At 56.1% G+C, this 12,286-nt stretch carries 8 protein-coding genes; 6 read left to right on the top strand and 2 right to left on the bottom strand.

Annotated features, from left to right (window positions below):
- Positions 1–74: 74 nt before the first annotated feature.
- Genes glgC through glgP form a run of 3 tightly spaced genes read left to right on the top strand, consistent with a single transcriptional unit; the run spans position 75 to position 5,266 of the window.
- A complete protein-coding gene (gene glgC, locus CMQ96_RS05000) occupies positions 75–1,370 on the top strand; it encodes a glucose-1-phosphate adenylyltransferase (protein WP_004126094.1) in 1,296 nt (431 codons plus the stop codon).
- On the top strand, positions 1,370–2,803 hold the full coding sequence (glgA, locus tag CMQ96_RS04995) for a glycogen synthase GlgA (RefSeq protein ID WP_004126091.1): 1,434 nt from the start codon (positions 1,370–1,372) through the stop codon (positions 2,801–2,803). The genes glgC and glgA overlap by 1 nt, the downstream gene beginning before the upstream one ends.
- 15 nt (positions 2,804–2,818) lie before the next feature.
- The gene (glgP, locus tag CMQ96_RS04990; protein ID WP_024359825.1) at positions 2,819–5,266 is read left to right on the top strand and encodes a glycogen phosphorylase; all 2,448 of its coding nucleotides are present in this window, start codon (positions 2,819–2,821) and stop codon (positions 5,264–5,266) included.
- Positions 5,267–5,318: 52 nt separating this feature from the next.
- On the opposite strand, the gene glpD is transcribed toward glgP, so the two are convergent.
- Positions 5,319–6,827, bottom strand: a complete 1,509-nt coding sequence (gene glpD / locus CMQ96_RS04985) for a glycerol-3-phosphate dehydrogenase (RefSeq protein WP_098066138.1) — start codon at positions 6,825–6,827, stop codon at positions 5,319–5,321.
- A gap of 212 nt (positions 6,828–7,039) precedes the next feature.
- Between glpD and glpE the strand changes: the two genes are divergently transcribed.
- Genes glpE through CMQ96_RS04970 form a run of 3 tightly spaced genes read left to right on the top strand, consistent with a single transcriptional unit; the run spans position 7,040 to position 9,037 of the window.
- Positions 7,040–7,369 carry a thiosulfate sulfurtransferase GlpE gene (gene glpE, locus CMQ96_RS04980; protein WP_004126086.1) on the top strand — a complete coding sequence of 110 codons (330 nt, stop codon included), beginning with the start codon at positions 7,040–7,042 and terminating at the stop codon, positions 7,367–7,369.
- 59 nt (positions 7,370–7,428) lie between these two features.
- Positions 7,429–8,259 (top strand): rhomboid family intramembrane serine protease GlpG, encoded by an 831-nt coding sequence (glpG, locus tag CMQ96_RS04975; protein WP_098066136.1) that lies wholly within the window; start codon positions 7,429–7,431, stop codon positions 8,257–8,259.
- A 19-nt stretch (positions 8,260–8,278) separates the two neighbouring features.
- Entirely contained in the window at positions 8,279–9,037 is a 759-nt protein-coding gene (locus CMQ96_RS04970; protein WP_024359827.1) for a DeoR/GlpR family transcriptional regulator, read from the top strand.
- Between the two features lie 168 nt (positions 9,038–9,205).
- Here the strand turns inward: CMQ96_RS04970 and malT are convergent, their stop codons facing one another.
- Positions 9,206–11,911 (bottom strand): HTH-type transcriptional regulator MalT, encoded by a 2,706-nt coding sequence (malT, locus tag CMQ96_RS04965; protein WP_004870255.1) that lies wholly within the window; start codon positions 11,909–11,911, stop codon positions 9,206–9,208.
- Between the last annotated feature and the right edge of the window lie 375 nt (positions 11,912–12,286).

Raw genomic sequence — 12,286 nt, 5'->3', positions numbered from 1 at the left:
GGCTTCCGGTTGGTCTCGAAGCGACGGCGCGGCGAGAAGGGCAGGCAAGCTGGGGAGTAAAAAAGGAGTTAATTATGGTTGGGGTAGAAAAGAACGATCCGTTGATGCTGGCGCGTCAGTTGCCGATCAAATCCGTTGCGCTGATCCTTGCCGGGGGACGTGGTACCCGTCTGAAGGATCTGACCAATAAACGCGCGAAACCTGCTGTCCATTTTGGCGGCAAGTTCCGCATTATCGATTTTGCGTTATCTAACTGTATTAACTCAGGCATTCGCCGTATCGGCGTCATCACCCAGTATCAATCGCATACGCTGGTGCAGCATATCCAGCGCGGCTGGTCGTTCTTCAATGAAGAGATGAACGAGTTTGTTGACCTGCTGCCCGCCCAGCAAAGGATGCAGGGCGAAAACTGGTATCGCGGCACGGCGGACGCGGTGACGCAGAACCTCGACATCATTCGTCGCTACAAGGCGGAGTACGTCGTTATCCTCGCGGGCGACCATATTTACAAACAAGACTACTCGCGGATGCTTATCGACCACGTCGAAAAAGGCGCGCGTTGCACCGTCGCCTGTATGCCGGTGCCTATTGAAGAAGCACGGGCGTTCGGGGTGATGGCGGTGGACGAGAGCGATAAGATTATCGATTTCGTCGAAAAGCCGGCTAACCCTCCGGCGATGCCGGGCGATGCCAGCAAATCGTTGGCGAGTATGGGTATCTATGTCTTTGATGCGGATTACCTTTATGAGCTGCTGGAAGACGACGATAACGACGAAAGCTCCAGCCACGATTTTGGTAAAGACATCATCCCGAAAATCACTAAAGCTGGCATGGCTTATGCACATCCTTTCCCGCTCTCCTGCGTACAGTCCGATCCTCAGTCTGAACCCTACTGGCGCGATGTTGGGACCCTGGAAGCGTACTGGAAAGCCAACCTCGATCTGGCTTCGGTGACCCCGGAGCTGGATATGTACGACCAGAACTGGCCGATTCGCACCCATATGGAGCCTTTGCCACCGGCAAAATTCGTTCAGGACCGCTCGGGTAGCCACGGGATGACCCTGAACTCGCTGGTCTCCGGGGGCTGTATTATCTCTGGTTCGGTGGTCGTGCAGTCGGTGCTGTTCCCGCGCGTGCGGGTGAATTCATTCTGTAACATTGATTCGGCAGTTTTGTTGCCAGAGGTTTGGGTTGGCCGTTCGTGCCGCCTGCGTCGCTGCATTATTGACCGCGCCTGCGTGATCCCGGAAGGTATGGTTGTTGGGGAGAACGCGGAAGAGGATGCACGCCGTTTCTACCGCTCGGAGGAAGGTATCGTGCTGGTCACCCGCGACATGCTGCGGAAATTGGGGTACCCACAGGAGCGCTAATGCAGGTATTACATGTATGTTCAGAGATGTTCCCGCTGTTAAAAACCGGTGGACTGGCGGATGTGATCGGCGCGCTGCCTGCAGCGCAAATCGCAGGGGGCGTCGACACGCGCGTGCTGCTGCCCGCGTTTCCCGATCTTCGTCGTGGCGTAACGGATGCGCAGGTGGTGACGCGCCGGGAGACCTTTGCCGGGCGCATCACTCTGCTGTTCGGGCACTTTAACGGCGTGGGCATCTATTTGATTGATGCCCCGCATCTCTACGATCGGCCAGGGAGCCCTTACCACGATACCAATCAGCACGCCTATACCGACAATGTGCTGCGCTTTGCGCTGCTGGGATGGGTAGGCAGCGAGATGGCCTGCGGCCTGGATCCTTTCTGGCGCCCTGATGTTGTTCACGCCCACGACTGGCATGCGGGCCTGACGCCGGCCTATCTGGCGGCGCGCGGCCACCCGGCTAAGTCGGTCTTTACGGTGCATAACCTGGCCTACCAGGGGATGTTCTATTCGTGGCATATGAACGACATTGAACTGCCGTGGTCGTTCTATAACGTTCATGGCCTGGAGTTTAACGGCCAAATCTCTTTTCTGAAGGCTGGCCTCTATTACGCCGACCATATTACGGCGGTCAGTCCAACCTATGCCCGTGAAATCACCGAGCCGCAGTTCGCTTATGGGATGGAAGGGCTGCTGCGTCAGCGTCAGCACGAGGGCCGCCTCTCCGGGATCCTCAACGGGGTGGATGATCATATCTGGAATCCGGAAAGCGACCTGCTGTTGGCCGCGCGCTATGACCGCGATCGGCTGGAAGAAAAAGCGGAGAATAAACGCCAGCTGCAAATCGCCATGGGGCTGAAGGTGGATGACAAAGCGCCGCTGTTTGCCGTTGTCAGCCGTCTGACCAGCCAGAAAGGGCTGGACCTGGTGCTTGAAGCGCTGCCGGGCCTGCTTGAACAGGGCGGCCAGCTGGCGCTGCTGGGAGCGGGCGATCCGGTGCTGCAGGAGGGGTTCCTTGCCGCCGCGGCCGAACATCCGGGCAAAGTCGGCGTACAGATTGGCTACCATGAAGCCTTCTCGCACCGCATTATGGGCGGCGCCGATGTGATTCTGGTGCCGAGCCGTTTTGAACCGTGCGGCTTAACCCAGCTGTACGGCCTGAAGTACGGCACGCTACCGCTGGTGCGGCGTACCGGCGGCCTGGCGGACACCGTTTCCGACTGCTCGCTGGAGAACCTCGCCGATGGCCTGGCTACCGGCTTTGTGTTTGAAGATAGCAACGCCTTGTCGCTGCTGCGGGCGATTCGACGCACGTTCGTTCTGTGGTCGCGCCCATCGCTCTGGCGCTACGTCCAGCGTCAGGCGATGAATATGGATTTTAGCTGGCAGGTTGCCGCGAATTCTTACCGCGAACTTTATCAACGCTTGCTGTAACCAGGAGCCAAAGCTATGAATGTACCTTTTAGCTACTCGTCACCCACCCTGAGCGTTGAGGCGTTAAAGCACTCTATTGCTTATAAGCTGATGTTTATCATCGGCAAAGACCCGGCTATCGCTAACAAGCATGAATGGCTCAACGCCACGCTGTTCGCCGTTCGCGATCGTATGGTTGAGCGCTGGCTGCGCTCAAACCGCGCGCAGCTCTCTCAGGAAGTTCGCCAGGTTTACTACCTGTCGATGGAATTTTTGATTGGCCGTACGTTGTCCAACGCGCTGTTATCGCTCGGCATTTATGAGGATGTGAACAGCGCGCTGGAAGAGATGGGGCTGAACCTTGAAGAATTAATTGATGAAGAAAACGACCCGGGCTTAGGCAACGGCGGTCTTGGTCGCCTGGCGGCCTGCTTCCTCGATTCGCTTGCGGCGCTGGGGTTACCGGGCCGCGGCTACGGTATTCGCTACGACTACGGGATGTTTAAGCAGAATATCGTCGATGGGCGGCAGAAAGAATCCCCGGATTACTGGCTGGAATACGGTAACCCGTGGGAGTTCGAGCGCCATAATACGCGCTACAAAGTGCGCTTCGGCGGACGCATTCAGCAGGAAGGTAAATACTCCCGCTGGGTGGAGACCGAAGAGATTATTGCCGAAGCCTATGACCAGATTATCCCTGGCTTCGACACCGACGCCACCAACACGCTGCGCCTGTGGAGCGCCCAGGCCAGCAGCGAGATCAACCTCGGTAAATTCAACCAGGGCGACTACTTCGCGGCGGTGGAAGATAAAAACCATTCCGAGAACGTGTCGCGGGTACTCTATCCGGATGACTCGACCTATTCAGGACGCGAGCTGCGCCTGCGGCAGGAGTACTTCCTCGTTTCAGCGACGGTGCAGGACATCCTCAGCCGCCACTACCAGCTGCATAAAACCTACGCCAACCTGGCGGACAAAATCGCGATTCACCTCAACGACACGCACCCGGTGCTGTCGATTCCGGAGCTGATGCGCCTGCTGATTGACGAGCATAAGTTTAGCTGGGATGAGGCGTTTGAGGTGACCTGCCAGGTCTTCTCCTATACCAACCATACCCTGATGAGCGAAGCGCTGGAGACCTGGCCTGTCGATATGCTGGGTAAAATCCTGCCGCGTCATTTGCAGATTATCTTCGAGATCAACGACTATTTCCTGAAGACCCTCCAGGAGCAGTACCCCAACGATACGGCGATGCTGGGCCGGACGTCGATTATCGACGAGTCCAACGGTCGTCGCGTACGCATGGCGTGGCTGGCGGTGGTGGTGAGCCACAAGGTCAACGGCGTGTCGGAGCTGCACTCCCGGCTGATGGTCGAGTCGCTGTTCGCCGAATTTGCCAAAATCTTCCCGATGCGCTTTACCAACGTCACGAACGGCGTGACTCCGCGCCGCTGGCTGGCGCTGGCGAATCCGCCGCTATCGAAAGTGCTGGATGAAAATATCGGCCATACCTGGCGCACGGATTTGAGCCAGCTGAAGGAGCTGGAGCAGCATATTGACTATCCGAAGGTCAACCAGGCGGTGCGTCAGGCTAAGCTGGAAAACAAGCAGCGGCTGGCGAACTACATTGGTCAGCAGCTTAATGTGGTAGTGAATCCGAAGGCGCTGTTTGATGTGCAGATCAAGCGTATTCACGAGTACAAACGTCAGCTGATGAACGTGCTGCACGTAATTACTCGCTACAATCGCATTAAGGCCAACCCCGACGCCGAGTGGGTGCCGCGGGTGAATATCTTCGCCGGAAAAGCGGCGTCGGCTTACTACATGGCCAAACATATAATTCATTTAATTAACGACGTCGCGGCGGTGGTGAATAACGATCCGCAGATTGGCGATAAGCTGAAAGTGGTGTTTATCCCTAACTACAGCGTCAGCCTTGCGCAGCTGATCATTCCGGCGGCGGATCTCTCCGAGCAGATTTCGCTGGCGGGAACGGAGGCCTCCGGGACCAGTAATATGAAGTTCGCGCTTAACGGCGCGTTAACCATCGGTACTCTGGACGGCGCTAACGTTGAGATGCAGGAGCACGTAGGGGCGGATAATTTCTTTATCTTCGGTAATACGGCGGAAGAGGTGGAGGCCCTGCGTGCCGACGGCTACAAACCGCGTGATTACTATGAGCAGGATGAAGAGCTGCACCAGGCGCTGACGCAGATCGGCACCGGCCTGTTCAGCCCATCGGAGCCGGGCCGCTATCGCGATCTGCTGGATTCGCTGATCAACTTCGGCGACCACTATCAGGTGCTGGCGGATTTCCGTAGCTACGTGGATTGTCAGGATAAGGTGGATGAGCTGTATCTTCACCCGGAAGAGTGGGCCAACACAGCAATGCTCAATATCGCCAATATGGGCTACTTCTCTTCTGACCGTACGATCAAGGAGTATGCCGACCATATCTGGCATATCGATCCGGTACGCTTGTAACGGGTTAGCCATAACAAAACGGGGCCACCAGGCCCCGTTGCTATTTACGGTTTTACGACGCTAACGACAGTTCAGACTTTCCCGCGTGCTGCGCCAGCCACTCGCTGATACGCGCCTGCTGCTCGGCATTCAGCCACATACCTTGTTTGGTCCGGCGCCAGATAGCGTCGTCCAGACGGCGTACCCACTCGTGTTCTACCAGATAGCGCAGCTCGGCTTCATAAAACTCGTGGCCGAAATCTTCGCCCAGATCGGCAAGTGAAGTCGCTTCGCCGAGGATCCACTCGCTATTGCTGCCGTAAGTCCGCGCATAGTGGCGGGCCATCGATTCGCTAATGAACGCGAAGCGCCGGCGCAGCTTCGCCGCGTAGTCGTCACGATCGCCGCCGATATCGCCGCCGGGCAGTACCGCGGTTTTGGTCCATGCCGGGCCGATGCCTTTGTAGTAAGGCGTCAGTTTTTCCAGCGCATGCTCGGCCAGCTTACGATAGGTCGTGAGCTTGCCGCCAAAGACCGACAGCAGCGGAGCCTGTCCGTTTTCATCGTGAATATCGAGAGTGTAATCACGGGTGATCGCCTGCGGTGAGTCGGATTCATCGTCGCACAGCGGGCGCACGCCGGAGTAGGTCCAGACAATATCGTCCCGCGTGAGCGTCTTTTTAAAGTGGGCGTTATAGACGTTCAGCAGATAGTTAATCTCTTTACCGTCGATCGCCACGGCTTTTGGGTCGCCTTTATATTCAACGTCAGTGGTGCCGATGATGGAGAATTCATCCATCCACGGGATCACAAAAACAATACGCTTATCTTCATTTTGCAGGATATAGGCCTGCTTCTGCGCATGCACGCGCGGTACGACGATATGGCTGCCCTTAATCAAACGGATACCGTAAGGTGAGCGCAGGTGCATCCCTTCTTCGAAGAACTGTTTAACCCACGGGCCGGTGGCGTTAACCAGACCGCGCGCCTGCCAGGTAAACCTCTCGCCGCTATCAATATCTTCCGCTTCAACAATCCACAAACCGTTTTCACGTTTTGCCGAGATGGCGCGGGTACGGGTACGCACTTCTCCGCCTTTACGCACAACCATCTGGGCGTTGGCCAGCACCATGCGTGCATCGTCGACCCAGCAGTCGGAATATTCGAAACCGCGCACGATTTCAGGTTTAAGTACCGATTCTGTGCCAAAACGCAACCCGGTTGAGCTGGGTAAACTGGTGCGCTTGCCCAGATGATCGTACATAAACAGGCCAATGCGGATCATCCACGCCGGGCGCAGGTGCGGACGATGCGGTAAACGAAAGCGCATCGGAAAGGCGATGTGCGGGGCCATTTTTAACAATACTTCACGTTCGGCCAGCGCTTCGCTCACCAGGCGGAACTCATAGTGTTCAAGGTAGCGCAGCCCGCCGTGAATCAGCTTTGAGCTGGCGCTGGATGTGGCGCAGGCCAGATCGTTCGCCTCCAGCATCAGCACGGATAAACCACGCCCTGCGGCGTCTGCCGCGATACCGGCACCGTTGATGCCTCCCCCTATCACAATCAGATCTTTGGTTTCCACGCTCGCCACCTCTTACACTTTCGTTTAAGCTCATAAATGTTCGATATCGCTCAATATAGCAAACAATCGCGCTATTGGTAACATCAAAAAAACATTTCAGAGTGATGCGTGTAACATATTGGCGTTTATTTAGCGCCAGGCTGTACACTAGACGCTAAAATCCAGGGCGTTTCGCCGCCTGCCTGTATATCCGTATATAAAGAAGAGAGCTTATGGATCGCTTTGAATGTATTAACGTAGAAGAAGCCCACCAGAAAATGCACCAGCAGACGGCGGTGCTGGTCGATATTCGCGACCCGCAAAGCTATGCGATGGGCCACACGCCGGGCGCATTTCATCTGACTAACGATACGCTGGGCGCGTTTATGCGCGACAACGATTTTGATACGGCGGTCATGGTGATGTGCTATCACGGCAACAGCAGCAAAGGCGCCGCGCAGTACCTGCTGCAGCAGGGTTACGACAAGGTTTATAGCGTGGATGGCGGGTTTGATGCCTGGCATCGGCATTTCCCGGCGGAAGTCGCGCATGGCGCACTTTAGGCGTTAGCGTCGGTTGTGGCTATAATATCTCCCTTTGTGTGGAATAAGCGATCCGCTGCATGTTAATGATTACCTCTTTTGCCAACCCGCGCGTGGCCCAGGCGTTTGTCGACTATATGGCGACGCAGGGGATTATTCTGACTATTCAGCAGCATACGCAGAGCGATATCTGGCTGGCCGATGAGTCCCAGGCCGGACGCGTGCAGGCCGAGCTGGCCCGTTTTCTGGAAAATCCCGCCGATCCGCGTTACCTCGCCGCCAGCTGGCAGTCGGGGCACACCAACAGCGGGCTGCACTACCAGCGCTTCCCCTTTTTAGCGACGCTTCGCCAAAACGCCGGGCCGTTTACCTGGAGCGTGCTTATCGCCTGCATCGCCGTCTTTGTCCTGCAAACGGTCATTGGCGATCAACCGGTCATGCTGCTGCTGGCCTGGCCCTACGATCCTTCGCTGAAATTTGAAGTCTGGCGCTACTTTAGCCATGCGCTCATGCACTTCTCGCTGATGCATATTCTGTTCAACCTGCTATGGTGGTGGTACCTCGGCGGAGCGGTAGAAAAGCGCATTGGCAGCGGCAAGCTGGTGGTGATTACCGTAATCAGCGCCTTGCTGAGCGGCTTTGTTCAGCATCAGTTTAGCGGACCGTGGTTTGGCGGACTGTCCGGCGTGGTCTATGCGCTAATGGGCTATGTCTGGCTGCGAGGTGAGCGCGATCCGCAGAGCGGCGTTTATTTACAGCGCGGCTTGATACTCTTCTCTTTAGTGTGGTTAATTGCTGGCTGGTTTGATGTTTTCGGCATGTCGATTGCGAACGGCGCGCACGTGGCCGGTCTGGTGACCGGGCTGGCGATGGCGTTTGTTGATACGCAGAATGTGCGAAAACGAACGTAGAGATTCCCAGGGATATTTCATGAAACAAACACAACGTCATGACGCGATTATCGAGCTGGTAAAAAAACAGGGATACGTCAGTACCGAAGAGCTTGTCGAGCAGTTTGCCGTCAGCCCGCAGACCATTCGCCGCGATCTGAATGATTTAGCCGATCAGAAAATGATCCTGCGTCATCACGGCGGCGCCGCGCTTCCTTCCAGCTCGGTGAATACTTCCTGGCACGACAGGAAATCGACCCAGACCCAGGAAAAAGAGCGCATCGCCCGCAAGGTGGCGAGTGAAATCCCCGACGGCGCGACGCTGTTTATCGATATCGGTACCACGCCGGAAGCGGTAGCCCATGCGCTGCTTAACCATAACGATCTGCGTATCGTCACCAATAACCTCAACGTCGCCAATACGTTGATGGTGAAAGAGGACTTCCGCATTATCCTGGCCGGCGGCGAGCTGCGCAGCCGGGATGGCGGTATCATCGGTGAAGCCACCCTGGACTTTATCTCCCAGTTTCGTCTTGATTACGGCATTCTCGGCATCAGCGGTATCGACACCGATGGCTCACTGCTGGAGTTCGACTACCATGAAGTGCGCACCAAGCGGGCGATTATTGAAAACTCCCGTCACGTGATGCTGGTCGTTGACCATTCTAAGTTTGGCCGTAACGCGATGGTCAATATGGGCAGCATCAGTATGGTTGATGCGGTCTACACCGATGTAATGCCGCCGGCTGGCGTGCTGAAGGTGATTACCGACAATAATCTTCAGCTGGAGCTGTGCTGATTCATTAACATTTCCCGCGGCAGACCAACGCGCGCTGCACGGCGTGATGCCGCGGGTGATACGTCACACGCTTATCTCCGGTGATGGAGAGGGAGAACGCCAGGCGGAGGGACATTTTCCGCCGGCGATGAATCAGGGTGGCGATGCATAAGGCCAGCCGATTGCGGCTTATACGCCGTATCCCATCATTTTCAACAGCTGCTGGGCATGCTGAACGGCATCCTGGCGGTGCGCCACGCCCAGCTTCTGATACAAATTGCGAATATGCGTTTTGATGGTGGTGGCGGCCACGTCCAGCTCACCGGCGATCTGCTCGTTGCTGTAGCCGGAATAGATGAGCCCCAGCACCTGCCATTCGCGCTGGGTCAGCGGGCTGGTACGGATAAGTTCCGGCACTTCCGGATGGTTCAGCAGCCGCTCGACGAAGCTCTCGTCAAAGTGGGCGAACTTATGGCGATGATGCTGGTTGATATCGCGCAGAATACGCTGGGCGCGGTGCTGCTCCAGCTCCGGCAGCGTATTGAGCTGAATCAGCTGGCGCAGCTGCTGCGCCATCGCTTCGCCTTCAATGACAAAATGATTGATAAACCCGGTGCGGTTAGCGAGGGTGAGCGCTTCCAGCAGCGCTTTCTGCGCTTCGCTCTTACGCCCGGCCTGCCAGTAGAGCTGGTTGAGCAGCAGCAGGTTGCGGTTCAGATCGCTCATCAAACGCAGCGAGCGGGCGTTATCGTTTAACTCATCCAGCACCATTTCGGCGGAATCAAAATCGCCGAGCAGAATTTGCGCGCGGGCGATATTGCGCCACTGGCTCTGCAGGAAGTGGTTATTGGCGAACTCTGGTTTTGGCGTCTGGCGCAGCCAGTTTGCCGCGGCGGCCTTGTCGCCGATCATCTGCCAGTAGATCACCCGCACTTTATCGGCATTGGATACCCAGTCGCTATGGTAATGACCGTTGCCCAACAGGTTTTCCAGGCGATTCAAATGGCTGCGGGCGTTGTCCAGATCGCCGCGCGCCAGCGAGCATTGCACCATCAGCGTCAGGCACTGCAGCTGCTGCTGCGGTTGATAGGAGGAGAGTACGTTCATGCCGCTGCGCGCGGAGGTTTCCGCTTCATCCAGCCGCGCCCAGGCCCACAGCAGCTGGGAACGAATACGCAGCAGGAACTCATGCATCGGCAGCTGTTCCAGATGCTGTTCGCGAATGAGCTGGAACGCTTTTTCCTGAATTTCCCAGGCGGCCTGCAGGAAGCCCTGCGCGAAGAGAATTTCGCTTTGCTGGATCATGCTCCATAACGCGTAGTGCCAGACGTCATGACGGCGGGCCATCTGTTCCGTCTGCTGCATGACCGCCAGCGATTTGCTCAGCTGGCCTTTGCAGTGCAGAACTTCGCCGTGTACGGATGTGGCAACGATGCGGCTGTAGTAGCTGGCCAGCGGCAGTTCATCAAGGGCCACCATCGCCAGGCGCTCGGCTTCGTCCTGATCGCCGGCGTTGATCGCCACCTGGGCACGCAGGGCGTTGAAATCACCGTGCATGGCGGTGTCCATTTCTGTATCCATCTCCTGCTCGGCGCGCGCCAGCAGGGTATTGACTTCGCTATAGCGGTGCTGGCTCTGCATCAGCCAGGCCTGCAAAAGAATCAAACGCGGGTTTTCCAGCAGGTTTGACCACGGCAGCGCGGCGAGGGACTGTTCCAGCAAACTCAGCTCGCTGTGGTTAAACATGCCCCACGCGTGGTTGAGCAGAATATCGCGCAGCATTTTGGCGTCGCCCGCGGCCAGGGCGTGATGAATCGCTTCGCTCGGGAAGCCTTGGGCCATCCAGCTCTCAGCGGCCGCACGGTGAATTTCCGGCAGTTCGACCGCCAGCTCCCACTGGCAGCGCTGGCGCAGGAAGTTGCCGAATAGCGGATGGTAGCGGAACCATTCGCCGGAGTCGTCCATCCGTTGCAGGAATAATCCCTGACGCTCAATTTCTTCCAGCTGCATCTGGCCATTCTCTTCGCCGGTGACGCGGACGATGAGCGCATCGTTCATCGAGCGCAGCAGCGAGCTTTTCAGCAGGAAGTTACGCGTCCGCGGGTCAACGTTATCCAACACCTCATCGACCAGATAGTCAGAAAGATGGCTGGCGTTTATACCGGCAAGACGGCGGGCGGAGTGATGGGCGGAAGTATTGTTCTGACGCGCCGAGAGGGCAATCAACTGCAGCGCGGTGGCCCAGCCGGCAACATCGTCGCACAGCCTTTTGCTATCGTCGGCCTCAATAGGCGAACTGAGACGACAGTCGAAAAACTGTTTCGCTTCCTGATGGGTAAAAGCCAGCTGTTGGCTGCCGATTTCCAGCAGCTGATCGCGCACGCGCAGGTTGGCGATGCCCAGCTGCGGCAGATTACGCGACAGCACCACCAGCGTCATATTTTCCGGCTGATGGCGGAGGAAGAAACGCATCGCATCATGAATAACCGGATTGGTGATCAGATGATAATCATCAATCACCAGGAATAACGGGCGCTGCCAGTCGGCCAGCTCAATAAACAGTTGCGCAAAGAGAGAGGGCAGGCTGGCGTACTGGCGCTTTTGCACCATCGCTTCGCTGGCCGCACAGTGGCCGCCGGTGGCCTGCTGAACGGCGGCGATAAGATAGCTGGCAAAACGCTCCTGTTGGTTATCGCCTTCATCCAGCGAGAACCAGCCGAGATCGTTTTTCCCCGCAGCCCATTGAGAAACGAGCGTGGTTTTACCGTATCCAGCCGGACTGGTCACCAACGCGAGACGATAATTGTTCGCGCCGGAAAGTTTCGCCAGCAATCGCTCACGAACCACAGTGTGTTCAAGGCGGACCGGGCGACTTAATTTAGACGGAATCAACATAGTTCTTCATTTCGCTGTGCAAGGGAGGAATTGCGAATTTTTTTGCGCTTCGTAATTAATATCCAATAAGGTCGGCCATAATGAATTTTATTGCAAGTTATGTCCGAGTTTTATGCTCTTGAATTTGCTCTATGTCACAAATTTGCATAGTGAGAGAAATTCATATAAATGCGCGTCAGCGGGCGCGGTTATTGGGATTGCGGAAGTTTTAGGCACGATAAGCTAATCTTTTATTACAAAATTAGTAGCTGTTTGTTTTTAATAAAATATTATCAGTGAAATCTTATAAGTCATCTTTTTGAGCTATTTCTGCATTACAGTCCGTTTATTCTGCGGATATTTACTTTTATTTGGCAATATTTACAAAACGGCGTT

Origin of the sequence: Klebsiella sp. MBT K-1 (assembly GCF_002556465.1) — a bacterium.
Classification (GTDB): domain Bacteria; phylum Pseudomonadota; class Gammaproteobacteria; order Enterobacterales; family Enterobacteriaceae; genus Klebsiella; species Klebsiella grimontii.
This window is presented reverse-complemented; position numbering and strand designations above follow the sequence as displayed.